Below are 17,489 nucleotides of genomic sequence, written 5' to 3'. Positions count from 1 at the left end.
GTTATTGCTCACTTTTTTCCTAAAAGATTCAAGCCGCAAACTGCAAACCCATGGAAATCAAGGCTCAGGTTTTTCGAGATGGCACCAGTCAGCGCCGCCGATCGCTGCGATCGCTCGATCCTAGCTTTATTTCCGTAGAGGAAAGAACCCTGGCGGACTGGATTCGTCTCGTTCAAACCTACGCCCAAAGCCTGCGCTATTTCGACAGTCAAAACCAGGTGGCGGGAGACTGGGCCGACTTTTTTGCCGGGGACGCCGAGGCGATCGCGGCTGCGGTTGACGCCCTAGCAGCCGGTAGCGATTGGGAAGCTGAAGCGGCTAAAGCGGCCTTTCCGGCGGCAATGCTGAATCTGATTGCCCAGCCCCATCTGGCCCTATTTTTAACCTTCCTGAAGCTGCTGCAGTACCCCCAGCAGCAGTTTCAGGCTCTGACCCAGCGCCGCCTCGACTTCTACTATCGTCAGGTGCTGCGGCTGACTGCCAAGGCGGCGGTGCCCGACCAGGCCCACGTGGTTTTCAGCCTGTCACCGGGGGAAAGCGAATATTGGCTGCCCCAGGGGACGCGGCTGAGTGCGGGGACCGACTCTGAGGGCAATGACCTGCACTATGCCACCGACGCCGATCTCTATCTCACCCCGGCTCAGGTTGCCAGCGTCAAAACCCTCTCGGTGGAAAAGGTTTCCATTGACCTAGAAGCAATTCACCAAGCGGGCGATCGCAGTCACGCCGCCTTTGCCAACATGCTGGGCTGGGCCATCGGCTCGCCCAATCAGGGAGATCCGCTGCCGCCGCTGCCGCCCAGCGATCCCCTCGCCCCGGACGATGACACCTTTACCGCTATTTTGGCCCTGTTTGCCGAAATCCAGGACTACACCCTGGAGCAGGTCAGCGCCGCTCGCCAGCAGTACATTCTGCATCAGCTCTGCTTTGCCAGCCTAGACGACTTTCAGTTTTGCCTGGGGGTGCACAGCCGCGAAATTGGCAAGCAGCGGGGCGAGGCTGACGTAGTGCCCCCCAGCGACCTGGAGTGGCAGCAGGTCTATCGCCTGGTGGAAAAAGCCTACCGCAAAAAAATTAACCGCGATCGCCGCCTGCAGCTCAAACAGACCCATCAGAGTCAGTCGGACCCAGAGGTAGCTTTTCTGGAACTGTGGCGACAGGCACTGGGGGATCCTGTCGCCGCAGATCCGCTGCCGCCTTTTCCGGCTCAGCAGGAGGCCGATTTATCAGCGCTGCAGGCCGATACCAGTGATGCTGCCGCCCGCTATATCCAAGACCAGCTTTTTCTCAGCGTGGCGGACTTTCAAAAAATTATGGACATCCACCGCCGCCTAGGCGCTGATTGGGAGAACCCGGAATGGGAAGAAGTCTACCGCCTGCTAGAGCGGGCCCAAACCCGCAAGCGCGGCTTTACCTATCCCCCCATTGGTCGCACTGAAGTCCGCTCCATCTGTGCCTCGGCGGTGGCGACTGCTGCACCAGAACAGCCCTTGACCCTGCCCCGCTTTCAGCCCTTCATAGCTGCGCCTCTCTGCGCCTGTGAGTCAGTGCAGGCCCTGGGCGTAGCGATCGCCTCGCCGGTGCTGCAGCTCCAGGCAGGCCATCGCCAGATTACCCTGACCCTAGCCTGTGAAGCTCAAACCTTTAACCGCGATCGGCTCACCGAGCTGCTGGCCCAAGGCGATCGCCCTTTCAGCGTCGCCATCAGCAGCGCGGCGGGCTGGCTGCCAGTGGAGCCGGTCCAGTTCGCCGTGGGCGATTTTTTCCTAGAGACGCCCCTGAGTACTTATCCGCAGGCAGCCTGGGCCGTGATCTATCAGAGCGCCGAGGCCGATTTTGCCCAGGGGCGAGACGGCGGCCAGTATCTGCGCTTTGCCGATGGCAGCCTCTACCAGATTGAGGCAGTTGCCAGTCCTAACCGCGTCCAGTTGCGGCTAGTGGGGGTCGTGGGTGCCGGCGAGACCGTTGACCAGTACCCCAGCCTGGATCTGGGCGGAGACAGTACGGTGCTGAGTCACCTACAGCTCAGCGAGGACCGGCGAGAGCTGCTAGATAGCCGCAACCGCTTCAGCCCTGAGGACGTGGGCAGCTTCGTCATTTGGTCGGATGGGGTCATTTTTCAGATCGCCGAGTTTGCCAATGCCGGGCGAGTGGGCATCCACCAGTGGGGCTATCTGCCTGGCACCGGCGAGATTCGCAAGACGGCCCAGATTGCCTTTGCGGCGGCGCCCATTGCCCGGTTTACCGACATGACGCCGGTGGGCATCGCCCTGACGGCTGCCGCCGATGAAGCGGCCCGGCTGCTGCCGCGAGATATCGGCACGCTGGTGGCCTGGGCCAGCGGTGAGATTTACAAGCTGGTGGGCCTGGTCAGCGATCGCGAAGCCACGGTTATCCCCATAGGCCGAATTGGGCGATCGCCTACCCCGGATACCCCCATCGAGCAGTATTCGGCGGCGGGTATCTATCTCAGCAGCCTCCAGTTCAGCTTTACCCTGGAAGCCACTCAACCCGCCATCACGGTGCCGCCCGCCGCTGAGGCGCTGTCAGCTTTTCAGACCCCCTATCCGGTGGTGAAGCTGCTGCTGCAGGCGGATACGGCAGAGACGGCCTACTATCCTATTTTCAAAGATCTGCGCCTGGAGAAGGCCAGCGTCCAGGTCGCGGTGCAGGGGGTGCAAGATTTGCAAATTCGCAGCGATCGCGCTGTCCTCAGCCCTAAGAGTCCCTTTGAGCCTTTTGGCTCCCAGCCGGTGGCCGGTGCCAGCTTCTACTTCACCCATCCGGAAATCATCGCCAAAAAGCTGGATAGCCTGTCGCTAAAGCTGGAATGGCTGGGCCTGCCCGACAGCTTTGCCACCCACTATCACGCCTACGCTAACACGGGTCTAACGCCCCAGCCGCCGGTCATCGACAATCACAGTTTTCAAGCCCGCCTCGAACTGCTGCTCAACCGCACCTGGCAGCCCCTCGGTACGCGATCGCTGTTTGAGAGCCTGCCTGCCGGAGCAGCTGCGGACTTATCCTCCACGGCGACTTTGCACTATGACCCAGCCAGCTTTGCCGCCATCCCGACGGCGGGACTGTGGCAGGTGATCAAAGAGCCAGCTAGCAATGATCTGCTGGATCACGATCGCTATTTTCGTCTAGAGCTGACCCGCCCGGACTTCCAGCACGCTCTCTATCCGCTGGTGCTGAATAAGGTGGCCCTAGCCACAGATTCAGCGACTAAAGCCCTGACGGTCTACGCCCCCTACACCCCCAAGGTCAAAGCCATCAGCCTGGACTACCGCGCTTCTGCCGAAATTGATCTCTCAGCAGCCAGCGAGACGGCCAGCGGCCAGCTTTTTCAGCTCCATCCTTTTGGCTATCTGGATTTGCAGCAGGCTGAGGATAAGACCTGCTTGCCCCAGTACGAGGGCGAGGGCAGCTTACTAATCGGGCTGCGTGACGCCCAGCCGTCCCAGCAGTTAACCCTGTTTTTTCAGCTTGTGTCCGGCAGCGGCAATGCCGATCTGGCCCAGCCAGAGATTCAGTGGAGCTATCTGACGGGCGATCGCTGGCAGCCTCTGCAGCAGGCCGATATCCTCTCAGACAGCACCCACGGTTTAGTCGATTCTGGCATTCTGCATCTGGCCCTGCCGGAGGCGATGATAGCACAAAACCAGCGGCTGCCGTCCGGTCTCTACTGGCTGCGGGCGGCGGTGAGTCATAATGCCCTCGCCATTCCCGACATCCTGGATATTCGCACTCAGGCAGTGACGGCCACCTTTGTCGATCAGGACAACGACCCGGCTCATCTGAGTCAGCCCCTCGCGGCTGACGCTGTCGAGGCTTTGGTGGAACGCGTTCCAGCGATCGCCCGCGTCAGCCAGCCCTACAGCTCCTTTGGCGGCAGGCGACAGGAAACCCCTGGCGCTTTCTACACCCGCGCCAGCGAGCGGCTGCGTCACAAACAGCGCGCCCTCACCACCTGGGACTACGAGCGACTGGTGCTAGAGCAGTTCCCCCAGATTTACAAAGTCAAGTGCCTCAGCCAGGCCGAACAGTCCCATGTCCCCAGCGCGGCGCGGGTCACGGTCGTCGTCATTCCCAACATTGCCAACACTGCCCCCTTCCTGCCCCTAGAACCCAAAGCTCCCCAATACCTGCTGCAGGCGATCGCTGCCTACTTGCAGGCCCATACCTCCCCCTTCGTCCAGGTAGCGGTGAAAAATCCTCGCTATGAGCAGATTAAATACCGGGTGGCGGTGCGGTTTCGAGCCGCCTACGAGCAGGGCTACTACCTGAAGCAGCTCAACCAGGAGTTGGTGCGCTTTCTCTCGCCCTGGGCCTATGAGGAGCAGAGCGATATTTCCTTTGGCAGCTCTATCCACAGCTCGGCGGTGATTCACTTCATCGAGTCGCGCCCCTATGTGGATTACGTCGCCAATCTGAAGCTGATTGAGCAGGTAGAGCTGGCCCGCGATCGCTCGGCTGCCCGCCCCACCTATCAGGTGAATCCGTCTAATCTGGCTCAGGTGAAGCAGGTGGATTCCATTCTGGTATCAGCGCCAGAGCACATTATTGATTTGATTACCACCGCTGACTATGCCGCCGAAGAATTTGAGGGCATCGACTACATGATTGTGGGGCTGGACTTTATGGTGACGTGATTTTAGCGGTGACGTGATTTTAGCCAGGTTCTCTTGCCGCAGTTACTTAAACTCGTATTAGGAAGCATCTCTATGGCCGGTCAAAAAAACAGAACCCAACTGCAAGCCCTGTTCAAGACGGGTGCTAAACCCTCTGAGGACGATTTTCGAGACCTGATTGATTCAGTCTTGAATATCCATGATGACGGCATTGAAAAGCCGCCGGGGGTGGATACGCCGCTGAAGATTTTGGCCCGGGGCGAGACGGAAAACCTGCTGGATTTTTATGCAGACGACATCCAGACCTGGCGCTTGAATCAACAGCCTGCTGGGGCCAATCCGGGACTCAACTTTGAAACCGGCGGCATCAGCAAACTGTTTGTGGAGAGCAGCAGCGGCAATCTGGGCCTCAGTATCACCCAGCCTACGGCCAAGCTGCACATTCAGCAGTCGGGCAGCCAGGATGCCCTGCGCATCGACGATGAGGCTAACGACACGACGCCGCTGCTGATTGACGCCGCTGGCAACGTAGGTATCGGCAAAGCCCAGCCTGATAAAACCTTAGACGTGAACGGCGACGCCGCGATCGCGGGTACCCTCTCCGTCACTCAGACCAGCACCCTGACGGGCAATGTCGGCATCGGGACGGCTGCCGACGATGAACTTAAGCTGAATGTGGCAGGCAACAGCGCGATCGCGGGCACCCTCTCCGTCACTCAGACCAGCACCCTCTCCGGCAATGTCGGCATTGGCACCACGCCGGGCACGGAAAGATTGAAGGTGAGCGGCGATCTTGCTGTGAGCCAAGCCAGCACTTTGGCAGGCAATGTGGGTATTGGGATTGCCGCTAACACGGACCACAAGCTAACCATCTATGGAGGAGAACTGGCGCTTAAAACAAATGACAATGAAAGCGCCCAAAGTATCCTGTTTCAAAACAGCGGCGGAGCCTATACCTGGCGAATTTACCGCGAGAATATTGGCAACAACAAAGCCGATTTGAAAATTGCTGGTGGAACTAACGGTGACTTTGCCGCTCTTACCGACTATGTGCGTATTCAAGAGAGCGGCCACGCTACGTTTTCTAAAAATCTAACCGTCTCTGGCACAGCCTCTTTCACAGGTAATGTTGATCTGAGCAGCAAGCTGACTATCCCCGGTGGGCAACAGCTTATCTTTGCTAATGGTGATACTAGCAACAACCTAAAACTACGGCTTTGGGATGGCTATGGACTAGGGATCAATAGCAGCACGCTGTTCTATGCCGCCAACGGCAAGCATTCCTGGCGAGATGCCAATGGCGCTAATGAGAGAATGTTACTGACAACAGCAGCCAGTGGCGGGTTGACAGTAAAAGGCACAGGAGACTCCTCCTTTGCAGGGAAGCTAGGGATTGGAACTGATGATCCCAGTGAAAAACTAACTGTCAAAGATGGCGATATCAAGATTGAAGGCGGACGCTATCGCCGCTTAAAGATAGTCTCTGATAAATATTGGGCGGGGATAGAGCTTGTAGCCAGAGAACAGGGCGAAGCCGGAAATCCTCACATTGACTTTACCCACGGCGATCTCGATTCTCCTAACTATGGAATACGACTTTATGCACCGGATAACAATTCGTTGCTAATCGATGGCGGCACCTTGGGCTTTGTCAGTAATGGCCATAAACCGCTTCAGCTCAAAAAATTTACAGGCAATGATAATCCTCGGATTAATACAGGCTATTCCACTGCTGACTGGGTTGTGATTATTGCTGGCTTTAGCGTTTCTTCAGATGACAAGGCGAAAGGACAATATGTTTATACCTATGTGAATAGCGGTAAATGGTGGATTGCCGCAGACATTTTAGGGCCGCAGGATAAATGGCAAATTAATGTTTTAGCAATTCGCACCAGTTGGGTGCATTTAGTTAGCAAAATTTAGGTAAGGTGGGCATTGCCCACCCTACGACAGCTTTTTGATTGTTTAGCTATCAGGAAATATGCAGATGAAACAGCAGCTTCAGCAGCGCTTACAAGCCCTTAAAACTGAGTTTGAATCGGGCCAGAAGGTATTGGCAGAATTAGAGGCCAAGCAGGCGAATGTTCAAAACACCCTGCTGCGGATTCAGGGGGCAATTCAGGTTTTAGAAGAAGAATTAGCCAAAGCGGACGAAAATAATCAGGCAGCGTTGCTGGACAACGTTGCTACCGAAGCTGAAGAAATGCTGGGTGAACCCATATCAGCTAATTCAGCAAAACCCTAAATCCGCTTCAACGGACACTGGCAGTAAGCCTAGAACTTGAATTCCAGACCGGACTGCCCCAAGCGACACGACTATTGGCAACAACCGACCCAGCAATTGCTCTCTCATGGCCGACTCTCTGACAATTACTAACGCCCCCCTCGCCCATGCCGGTATGGACTACGCCCGGCTGCGGCGAGAAGGGATCAAAATCATTGAGCAGCTAGCCGGTAGCCAGTGGACAGACTACAACGCCCACGACCCCGGTATCACCATCCTAGAAGCCCTCTGCTATGCCATCACCGATCTGAGCTATCGCCTCTCTTTCGACATGGCAGACCTGCTGGCGTATCCAGCCGAGGCCCCCGGTAGCCCCCTGTTTCTCACCGCCAGAGATAGCCTCACCGTCAATCCCCTCACCATTGCCGACTATCGCAAGCTGCTAATTGACATCGACGGCATCAAAAACGCTTGGCTAGAACCGATCGAAACGCCCCAGCCAGAACTTTACTACGACGCCAACAACGCCAAACTTACCTTCAGCAGCCTAGATCTAGCTGAACCTGTTCACCTACGAGGGCTTTACCACGTCCTGCTAGAGCAAGAACCCGGCTATCAGGCAGCGGATTTGGTGAGTGCGGCTAAAGCACGGCTGCACCAGCACCGCAACCTCTGCGAAGATTTTGCTGAAATTCGGGTTTTGCCGATTGAAGAAATTACGGTTCGAGCTGAGATTGAAATTGCCGACGCGGCCGATCCCCATCAGCTCATGGCCCAGCTGCATAGGGCGTTAGATAAGTTGATTTCGCCTGTTCTTCCCTTTGTCAGCCTGCCAGAGCTGCTAGAGCGGGGCGTTCCAGTTGAAGAGATTTTTGCGGGTCCCCGGCTGCAACATGGATTTATTGATGACGACCAGCTAGAGGAGTTCCAGCGTCAGAGCGAGCTGCATACCTCAGATTTGATTCACGTCATTTTGAATCTGCCGGGGATTGAGACCGTACGGCAGATTACGATCGCCAGCGATCGCTCCCCCACTCCCCAAGCCTGGGCGCTGGATTTAGACCAGCAGCTCACTCCTCGGCTCAAGCCGGTCAGAGCCGCGATCGCCGCCGGAGATATCCGCTTTTACAAAGGGCAGATTCCCTGCTCGCCGACCGTCGAGCGGGTCGAGGCCAAAGCTGCCGTCTTAGAAAACACGACCGTTCCCCACTCGCCCCAGCTCGACCTGCCTGTCCCCGCCGGAGACTACCGCCAACTGGCCGAGTACGAGTCTATCCAAACCGAGTTTCCCCTAGCCTACGGCATTGGCGAACTGGGGCTGCCCGCTTCTGCTAGCGATCAGCGTCAGGCTGAGGCCAAGCAGCTTCAAGCCTACCTGATGGTTTTTGATCAGCTTTTAGCCAACTGTTTGACCCAGCTCGATCAGGTCAAAGCGCTGTTTTCCCCTGAAAACCGAGACGTAAAGACCTACTTTGCTCAGAGTCTCGCCCACTTTCCCGGCGGCGCGGCGATTCTGGCTGAAGGCTATAGCGATCGCCTAGAGAGGCTACCGGAAAGCGAGGCGATCGCCTGCGATCGCAAAAACCGCCTGCTGGATCACCTCATGGCCCAGTATGGTGAAACGTTTACCGAGGCTTCCCTGCTCTACCCCGACGCCGATGTCTCAGACCTCAGCCGCCAGCACAGCGTCATCCAGCCTAAAGTTGATTTTGTCAGCCAGTATCGAGCGGTCAGTGCCGATCGCAATCGCGCTTTTAACTATACGCTCAATCCCAACCAGCTAGAAAACTTTCAAAACGTCTCAGGACTGAAGCGGCGACTGGCTCGCCTGTTAGGCATTGAACCGAGCAGGCGTTTTCTGGCCTCTTCTAATAGCGAAGGATTTTATCTGATCGAGCATATTCTGCTGCGACCGCGAGCGGCAGGCGCTACGGGTGCTGCCTCCGGGGAGGCAGCCAGTCCAGATTTTCTCAGCTTTGCCCATGCCATCAGCGGCTTCAGTCCGTCTGAGCGGCCAGATCAGGTGACCTGCACCTCGCCCCAGCACGGACTGCAGGCAGGCGAGCAAATCACCATCTTTTACTCCAGCTACTACAGCGGTACCTATGAGGTGATCAACCCCCAGGCAGATACGTTTGATATCCTGCACGAGTTCGTGGCTGCAGACACGGGAGAGTGGGTCAGCAGCCAGCAGTTTCCCGATCCCTTTTCTTTCCAGGTCAGCGTCATTTTGCCCGACTGGCCCCAGCGGTTCCGCTCTGCGAACGTGAAACAGCTTATTCGCAATACGCTAATTGCCGAAACCCCGGCCCATATCCATCTGCGCCTTCACTGGCTGACGTCAACCAAGATGCGCGAGTTTGAAACCCTCTACGCCCTCTGGCTGCAAGACCTCTCCGGCAACGTCACCGACAGCACCGAAGCGGCCACCGCAGCCACCCGCCTGATCAATTTTCTAGAGCTGGGATCGAGCGAAATTCCTGACTTTCCGGCCCTGGTAGGCTACATGACGATTGGCGAAACCTTCGTAGTGGCCTGAGACTGTCATGCCCCAACAGCGCCACGTGATTAAACAGCAGATTTTAGAGCTACAGATTGACTCTGAAGTAAAAGCCTTTGAACTGCAAAACCGCATCAGCGCCCTCTACCGCAGTCAGGTGGTGCCGCTGATTGAAGCCTACTGCGATCGGCTCAGCGATGCAGACAGTATTTATCGCATCGATCGCCTGGAAATTGACCTGGGTGAAATCGAGCTGGCCGCTTTAGAAACCGACTTTGTCCAGAAAATCGCTGCTAGTTTAGCGCAGCAGCTCTCCCAACAGCGATTATCGTCCCCAGCCCGTCCTGCAGATTCGGCCACGGCTCTCTCTGACTCAGCTGCTGCAGCCCTCACCCCCTCAGCCGCGCCGCTCAAAAATCCCACTGTCCGGCAGACTGCGCCGCCTATCAGTCCTAAAGAAGCCGATTTTGAACTTTTGCAAGACTTTATCCACACGGGGCGCTTTCCCTGGTGGTGCCAGGTGCAAACTCAGTCAGCCCTGCAGGAAGGCTTTACTCGCGTATTGGCTGATTTGCCGACCAGGCTCAAAGCTTTACTCAAACAGGCGCTGGTACAGGAGAGGCCCAGACAGCGAATACTCTACCAGTTCTCTGAGCAAATGCTGGCAGAGATGCTGAAGCTGCTGCTGCCGGGGAGCGATCGCGCGGTGCAAGCCTATTTCAGCGATATGCAGCGGCTGCGGCCCCACATCGCCTGCTGGCAAGGCGTCAGTCCGGCGCGGCTCAGACAAATGCTCTGGCAGGGGCTTGGCTCACAGCTTGCCCTCAGCTCAGCCGCGCCGCCCAGGCTAGAGACGCTGTTGCAGAGCAATCTTTGGCAGATTGCGGCTCAATTGCAGCTAGAAAAGCGATCGCTGGTGCAGCAGCTACTAGAGGCTATTGAGTCTCGCCAGCAGGCAGGAGAGCGTTTTGCCAGTGAGCTGCCGCTCCTCCTAAGGGCGATCGCCCAGCCCCAGAGCGCTCAAGTCGCTACGGCTTCTACCCGCCCAAACCCGGCAGAAAATCTATTGCAGACCCCAGCGGCGACTGCGCCAGCGCTAAAAAATCTAGAGCGATTACTCAGTCTGCTGACTCAGCTTCGAGCAGTTGCCGCCGCCGCGATCGCGCCTCTCGGCTCCCGCCTCGACTCGCTTGTACGGCAGACCGAGGCGCTACGACAGAGGCTGAGCGATCGCCCGCTGTCCGTTCTCTCTCACAGCGCGATCGCTTCGCTACGGCAGCTTGTATCCCAGCTTGACCAGCTTGTGACTCAGCTTGAGGAATCCGCAATTGCCGCTACTTTGCCGCCAGTGGTGCTTCAGGTTGAGCAGGTGATGGCGGCGATCGCGTCTACTATTACCACTGCTCACCCCCCAAGCTTTTCTGCTCAGGACTCAGATAGCTTCCCACCAGACGAGTCCATCTACATCAACAATTCCGGCTTAGTCCTGCTCTGGCCCCTTCTCAGCCGCTTTTTAGCAACTCTGGGCTTAGTGGAATCGGGCCAGTTCATCACGCCTGAGGCGGCCCCCCGCGCCGCCCTGCTGCTGCAACACCTCGTAGACGGTTCAACTGAGTCCCTAGAAGCCAGTCTGCCTTTGAACAAGCTGCTGTGCGGCCTCAGCCTAGGCGATCCCATTCCCTACCGCTTAGACCTAACAGAGACTGAACGTGATGAGAGTGAGCAACTCCTTTTAGCCGTGATTCAAAACTGGTCAGCCTTGAAAAATATCTCTACGGACGGTCTCAGACGCGCCTTTTTGCAAAGACCCGGCCTGCTGCGTCGTCGTCAGGACGGCTGGCTGCTGCAGGTAGAACACCAGACCCATGACATCCTCCTCGATCGCTTACCCTGGAGCATTCGCATCGTCAAGCTTCCCTGGATGTTGACGATGCTGCAGGTGGAGTGGTTTGCTGAGGAAGTTTAGTCAAACGAACGGCTCAGGATGCTTCCTGGGGGTTATCGTTAATCGTGAGATTCCCCGGCTATTGCCGCTTCCTTGACAAGAGAGGCAGGCAGGAGCTTGTCTCTACTGCTAGTGTCCCGAATTTTGAACTGCTAACTTTTAACTATTTAATTAATCCGGAAATTGCAGCTTGATTGAACTCTCTTTGGTCATTCCCATCTATAACGAATACGAGAGTATCCCTAGGCTTCTAGACAAAGTTCTACGGGCCGCTGACGCTTTGGCCAGTGCCTATGAGGTGATCTGTGTTGACGATGGCTCAACAGATGGTTCAGCGAAGTTGCTGAAGGAACTGGCCGCTCAGCACAGCCAGCTAACGGTGCTGCTGCTGCGCCGCAACTATGGCCAAACCGCTGCTATGGCGGCTGGTTTTGACTATGCCAGGGGGCAAGTCATTATCACTTTGGACGGAGACTTACAAAACGATCCAGCCGATATTAGCAAGCTGCTCCACAAGCTAAATGAAGGCTATGACCTGGTAAGCGGATGGCGGATTAATCGCCAGGACAATCAGGTCACGCGCTTATTGCCTTCTAAGATAGCTAACTGGCTAATTGGCCGGGTCACCGGAGTCAATCTGCACGATTATGGCTGTTCCCTAAAAGCTTATCGAACTGAAGTAGTAAGAGACATGAATCTCTATGGTGAGCTGCACCGTTTCTTACCGGCGCTGGCCTCCATAGAAGGCGCTCGCATTGCTGAGATTCCCGTCAATCACTATGCTCGTCAGTTTGGTCAAAGTAAATATGGTTTGGGCCGCACATTCAGAGTAATCATGGACTTAGTAACGGTCTATTTCATGAAGCGGTTTTTGACTAAGCCCATGTATGTATTCGGCCTGCTAGGCATCTTTTCGATGATGATTGGCTTTTGCCTCGGTCTGTATTTGACATTCCTGAAGCTGGGCTTAGGGCAATCTATTGGCGATCGCCCATTGCTGATACTGGCTGTCGTGCTTTTGCTGGCCGGAATTCAGCTTTTTTGCTTTGGCTTGCTAGCAGAGCTAGTGATGAGAACCTATCACGAGTCCCAGAAACGTCCTATTTACCGCGTCAGAGAAGTGTTGAGAAAACCTATCTCATAAGCGATTAGGCTTAGAGACATCGACACTCTGCTATGGCCGAATTAGCCTTGCTGAGGGTTCGCTAGCTGAGTTCAGCCAAGGGAATGCCGCAACAATACAGGCATGTTGAGATACACCAGCGTATTAGCCACCTCCAGTCGTTTCCAGACGGTATCCAGGGAGCCGAAGCTATCCACGACCCACTGGTCTTGCTCCAGCAGCGCATCGTGGGCCGCTTTAAATTCGGCACGGGGGATTTCGCTGCCACCGGGCCGATACTGCATAGAGTCAGGCGGCACCCAGGGGAGTCCCGTCATTTCTGCCAGTCGCTGACTGAGGGTAGACTTTCCTTCGCCCGCATTACTAAATACGGCAACTTTTTTATGGTTTTCTTCTCTTTGACAAGCTGCCTAACGGCTCAAATCGGCAGTAGACAGCAGCGAAATCAGCATCTGTAGCCTGCGATCGCCCGTTGTACTTGGATGGTTATGCAGCGATCGCGCTGGCAGACATCAATCCTCAGCAGATTGCTCACTGCTCCAAAAAAGCTGAAGCGCTGACTCATCAAATATGAAAGATTCTTTACCCGGAGGGACGCGAGCGATCGTCACACCAATGCGTTTGAGACCAACGGCACGCCCAAGAAACCGTAAATAAATTTCCGAATTGGGATTGAGCGGATGATGAAACTCGAACGCATCCATTGAATTGATGTCTGATGCTTTTAGCAGAGAAGGTTGTTCGTCAGTCATGTTGGTGTTTTCCTATCAAGTTGGTAAATGTCTGAACGACGGATTTTATGAGGACACCTCCTGACCAATTGTATGCTGCTTGAAATAGGGGTTCCGCCACCGCCATACCAACCAAATGACGAGTGACAGCGCGGCGATCTCAACGATAGGGTGGATAGTCTGGCTTTCGTCTCCATTATCCGCATCTGCTGCTGCAAATTCATAATCAGTCTCCTGCTTGGATGTCCGGTCAAAGTTACAAACGGATGAGGAGGATGTGCCCACAAAGCAGCACGTCATAAGGAGCGCTCCGTGAAGAACTTCCAAATTTCATCGGGGGCATTGAGGGTCGTGGGGGTAGTACCTAGCAGGCGAGGGAAACGGAAGTACGGCTGCGCGATAGTGTGCCCCCCACCATGCACCGCATATAGACTCACAGTTGGACCATTCGGCGAAGTCCACGTCGTTTGGTCCATGACCTCATCGGCATCGTCCCCGCGAATCTGGGTGCGGGTGGACGATGCCAAATCGGTACCGGCAAGCTGGACAAAATACTCCGCTGACGACTGTGCCGAGCGGACGGTCCCGCGCTTGAGAAATCCGTAGAGGTTCACCTCACCACCTGTGAACGGGTTGAGGGGGTCGTTGGTGCCGTTCATGATTAGGACGGAGACCGGCTCTCCTGATGGGGTGCAGTCCAAGTTGTCGAGCGTCGGTAGGTTCGCGCCGATCGCGGCCACGGCGTGTACTGAGCGCGGCATCTCCAAGGCAAGGCGGTACGCCATGTGTCCCCCATTGGAGAAGCCGACAGCGAAGACGCTCGAGGTGTCGGCCCCGTACTCAGTGGCAAATCGACGGATCAGGGCGCGGACGAAGCCAAGATCGTCCACGTTGAGCGTGTTGGCTGCATAGGGACCGCTCTTACGGCAGTCGTTCCAGTGCTGCTCATAGCCGTCGGGGTACACCACGATGAAGCCGTGCTGGTCGGCGAGGCGCTCGAACTCATAGCCCGTGTACACGCGCATCGTATCACTATCGGCCCTCGAGCCGTGAAAGGCGAGTAGGAGCGCCGGTTGTTCTGGCAAATCGGCTGGCACATAGGCCTGGTAGGTGCGCTCCAAGCCACCGACTTGGACGCTGCCTTGCTGGATGGGCGCGCTAAGGCGGGGTGCTTCAGGGGTGCTAGTGTGGATCAGGTACAGGTACGCCGCCGAGAGCACAGCGGCTCCTCCAACCATCACACCGGCACCTACACAAAGGATCTTTTTGAGCATGGGTCGTCGCATGACTGAAGGTCACGAGGGTGTGCAGGTTGAAAGAACGTCTAGGAAGTCTATGACTGGTAGCACAGTACCATCACACACTCCTAAAGTTGCCCTGTTAGATGGGCCATGTTGGAGTAACCCAACTGGTGAAGGATCCAGCTCTTGGGGGGAATTGCAGGATATTAAGGTAGCCACCTAACTCGCAATTAGAGGGAAAGTTTCCACCTAAGATCCTCATACGGGTAAATAGGCGGAAATATTTCCGCCTAAGATCCTGTTTTGGGTATATAGGTGGAATCACATCAGCCTAATGCCCCGACATGGCTAAGTAGGTAGAAGTATTCAGTATAACCACCCTCCTAAATGCTGAGAATTATCGAGGTGCGTTTGGGCGATCGCGTTCATCAATGTTGAGCCTGTTTGCGATCGCTGCCAATCAGCAAATAGCGGGTTTGCTTTTGGTTGCGTTCCCAGGTCAGCGCCCGATCCAGCAGCACCGTATGCTGATGAACATAGGCTTTGTGCCGTTCCAGCAGTTCCAGCAGGCCCGCAAAGCTGGTCTCAAAGTCGTCTAGCCCTTCCCAAAAATAGACCCAGTTGATCTCGCCAATTTCGGGGTGCATGTTGGGAAAGCTGGAGTGCTTCATTCAGTAATTAGGCTTAACCTCAACAATCATCGATACTCAACGGATCCGCTTGGCTAGTCCCCCCCTCAGACTTGATGCTCAAGCAAAGCAAAATCATTAAGAGTTAGACAACAATGATGTTTCTAAAGTAGACTGCAATAAAATATAGATATAAAACTATGGTTTCTCCGTTGAGTATTTACTGAAGTCTATCTTCGTAAACGCACAGAGTTCTGCCATCTTTAACAATACCTGTCCTGCGATGTTGACATTAACTATTGTCTGGCTGGTCCTGCCGCTATTTCTAGGGCTAATTAGTTATTTGTTGCCGAGGGTAGCCCAAGTTATGGGCATAGGCGTTGCGATCGCTTCCTGCGCCTACGGTCTCAGGCTGATTCTTGACCCGAATCCTCTCACCCTGAATCTGCTGGATAGCTTCGGGGTTACCCTGCTGCTAGATCCCCTAAGCGGTTTTTTTATCCTTACTAACGGGTTAGTGACGACGGCAGTACTGCTCTATGTCTGGCAAAGTGGCCGGTCCGCATTCTTCTACACACAGCTGAGTATTCTTCACGGCTGCGTCAACGCCGTTTTTGCCTGTGCCGACTTCATGAGTCTATATGTGGCTCTAGAAGTTATCAGCATTGCCGTTTTTCTACTCATTGCTTACCCTCGCACGGATCGAACCATCTGGGTGGCGCTGCGTTACCTGTTTATCAGCAATACGGCCATGCTGTTCTATCTGATAGGGACAGTACTGGTGTACCAAGCTAACAACTCCTTCGCCTTTAGCGGTCTAAGCCAAGCCCCGGTTGATGCCATAGTGCTGATTTTGGTGGGATTATTCACGAAAGGAGGCATTTTTGTCTCGGGCCTCTGGCTGCCCATGACTCACTCAGAAGCGGCAGTGCCAGTATCGGCCATGTTGTCCGGCGTAGCTATCAAGACTGGCGTGTTTCCCCTTCTACGCCTGGCCCAACTGATGGACAGTATGGATACGACCATTCGTCTCCTCGGCCTCGGCACTGCTGTTTTGGGTGTAACCTTTGCTATGTTCGAGACTGATATCAAGCGGATCTTTGCCCTCAGTACCATTTCCCAGATGGGGTTTGTGCTAGCGGCTCCTCAGGTGGGGGGCTTCTACGCCCTGAGTCACGGGTTGGCTAAGGCGACCCTGTTTTTGACTACCGGCAGTTTACCCAACCGCAATCTCAATCAACTGCGCCAGACTCCCATGAGCCGAGCGGTCTGGCTGCCTCTCACGCTGGCGGGACTTTCAATTGCAGGCATACCGCTGCTAGTCGGGTTTGGGGCCAAAACTCTGACCTTGAAAAGCCTGCTTCCCTGGCAGCAGATCGCCATGAATGTTGCGTCTGTTGGGACGGTAATCGTCTTTGCCCGGCTGATCTCCTTGCCCCATCAGCAAAAGACGGAAAAATCTACAGCTCCTGGCTTCTGGCCCGCCATACTGTTGCTGCTTGGCGGACTAGTGGTCGCTAGCGGATTCTACCTAAACGCTTACACTCCCGCCAACTTAGTTAAGACTCCGGCTATCCTCGGACTGGGGTGGTTGGTCTATGTCCTGCTGGTGCAAAAGGTTTCTATCACTCTGCCCCGCGCTATGGAACAGATGGAACAACTTGTGGGGACGATGAGCCTGGTGTTAGTTGGCCTATTCTGGTTGGTTCTAGCATGACCCGGTATGGGAGGAATTCATCGTAACCGAGCAGGAAATGCGGAGCCTCGTTGAGCGTTACCTCAGTGCCTATAACGCTTTGGAAGTTGAGGGCATGATGGCGACTCGGTGAGTAGCCCCCTTCTAGGGTCTATAGCTTGCTGTAAGGCTTGATAAGTGAAGCCATATAATTTCTTGTGCGTCTTCTCTCGAGGTTTCTATCTATGAATAAGGTGCTGCTAGTGACAGGCGGGAGTCGTGGTATTGGCGCTGCCACCGCTTGTTTAGCTGCCGCTGAAGGCTACGACATCTGCCTCAGCTATCTCCAGAACCAAGCCGCCGCTAACAACATTGTCCGTTTGGTCAAGCAGCAAGGCCGCAATGCCATTGCGATCGCTGCTGATGTTGCTTCAGAACCTGATATCCTCCGTCTCTTTGCTGAAGTAGACGAGCAGCTAGGCCCGCTCACGGCTTTGGTCAACAATGCAGGTATTCTAGAACCGCAAAAAAGGGTCGATAGCATGGAGGTAGCGCGGCTGAACCGCGTCTTCTCAACCAACGTCATTGGCAGCTTTCTATGTGCTAGAGAGGCCATAAAGCGGATGTCTACTCGTATCAGTTGTATGAGTAACCCTCTCGGCTTGGCTCGTCGCGGCCTACTCTGCAACTGCTATCGCGGCGGCAATGGCGGAACGTCTCATCTGTAGGCGAAATACCGGAGAGATCGTGTATCTTTCGACGGTTACTGCAACCAACTCTTCTGCGC

Annotated in this window: 12 protein-coding genes; 8 read left to right on the top strand and 4 right to left on the bottom strand. The window is 55.3% G+C overall.

Translation table 11 applies throughout. The annotated features are described in order from the left end of the window. The first annotated feature begins 50 nt into the window (after positions 1-50). The 6 genes from QJQ48_RS20020 (at position 51) to QJQ48_RS19995 (ending at position 12,447) form a co-directional block, all read left to right on the top strand. Complete coding sequence (locus QJQ48_RS20020) at positions 51-4,655, top strand: baseplate J/gp47 family protein (RefSeq protein ID WP_346293019.1); 4,605 nt, start codon at positions 51-53, stop codon at positions 4,653-4,655. A gap of 72 nt (positions 4,656-4,727) precedes the next feature. Next, positions 4,728-6,557, top strand: coding sequence for a hypothetical protein (locus QJQ48_RS20015; protein ID WP_346293018.1), 1,830 nt, complete (start codon positions 4,728-4,730; stop codon positions 6,555-6,557). Positions 6,558-6,621: 64 nt separating this feature from the next. Then, positions 6,622-6,879, top strand: coding sequence for a hypothetical protein (locus QJQ48_RS20010; RefSeq protein ID WP_346293017.1), 258 nt, complete (start codon positions 6,622-6,624; stop codon positions 6,877-6,879). Between the two features lie 106 nt (positions 6,880-6,985). After that, entirely contained in the window at positions 6,986-9,397 is a 2,412-nt protein-coding gene (locus QJQ48_RS20005) for a hypothetical protein (RefSeq protein WP_346293016.1), read from the top strand. Between the two features lie 7 nt (positions 9,398-9,404). Beyond that, on the top strand, positions 9,405-11,324 hold the full coding sequence (locus QJQ48_RS20000; RefSeq protein ID WP_346293015.1) for a contractile injection system tape measure protein: 1,920 nt from the start codon (positions 9,405-9,407) through the stop codon (positions 11,322-11,324). 169 nt (positions 11,325-11,493) lie between these two features. Continuing rightward, entirely contained in the window at positions 11,494-12,447 is a 954-nt protein-coding gene (locus QJQ48_RS19995; protein WP_346293014.1) for a glycosyltransferase family 2 protein, read from the top strand. 71 nt (positions 12,448-12,518) lie between these two features. Here QJQ48_RS19995 and QJQ48_RS19990 read toward each other — a convergent pair whose 3' ends face one another. The 4 genes from QJQ48_RS19990 to QJQ48_RS19975 all read right to left on the bottom strand — a co-directional run bounded on the left by QJQ48_RS19990 (position 12,519) and on the right by QJQ48_RS19975 (position 15,069). After that, entirely contained in the window at positions 12,519-12,743 is a 225-nt protein-coding gene (locus tag QJQ48_RS19990) for a P-loop NTPase family protein (RefSeq protein WP_428843071.1), read from the bottom strand. Positions 12,744-12,938: 195 nt separating this feature from the next. Then, a complete protein-coding gene (locus QJQ48_RS19985; protein WP_346293013.1) occupies positions 12,939-13,178 on the bottom strand; it encodes a cupin domain-containing protein in 240 nt (79 codons plus the stop codon). A 275-nt stretch (positions 13,179-13,453) separates the two neighbouring features. Further along, positions 13,454-14,431 carry a CE1 family esterase gene (locus tag QJQ48_RS19980; protein ID WP_346293012.1) on the bottom strand — a complete coding sequence of 326 codons (978 nt, stop codon included), beginning with the start codon at positions 14,429-14,431 and terminating at the stop codon, positions 13,454-13,456. A gap of 395 nt (positions 14,432-14,826) precedes the next feature. Next, a complete protein-coding gene (locus QJQ48_RS19975; RefSeq protein ID WP_346293011.1) occupies positions 14,827-15,069 on the bottom strand; it encodes a hypothetical protein in 243 nt (80 codons plus the stop codon). 241 nt (positions 15,070-15,310) lie between these two features. On the opposite strand from QJQ48_RS19975, the gene QJQ48_RS19970 reads away from it, so the two are divergent. Together QJQ48_RS19970 and QJQ48_RS19965 are read left to right on the top strand one after the other, a co-directional pair. Further along, entirely contained in the window at positions 15,311-16,744 is a 1,434-nt protein-coding gene (locus QJQ48_RS19970; RefSeq protein WP_346293010.1) for a cation:proton antiporter, read from the top strand. A gap of 203 nt (positions 16,745-16,947) precedes the next feature. Next, on the top strand, positions 16,948-17,430 hold the full coding sequence (locus QJQ48_RS19965) for an SDR family NAD(P)-dependent oxidoreductase (protein ID WP_346293009.1): 483 nt from the start codon (positions 16,948-16,950) through the stop codon (positions 17,428-17,430). The last annotated feature ends 59 nt before the right edge of the window (positions 17,431-17,489 follow it).

This window comes from Sphaerothrix gracilis Ecp01, from assembly GCF_030405905.1.
Lineage (GTDB): Bacteria > Cyanobacteriota > Cyanobacteriia > Phormidesmidales > Phormidesmidaceae > Sphaerothrix > Sphaerothrix gracilis.
The sequence above is the reverse complement of the archived record's forward strand: the minus strand, read 5'-3'. Positions and strand labels throughout refer to the sequence as shown.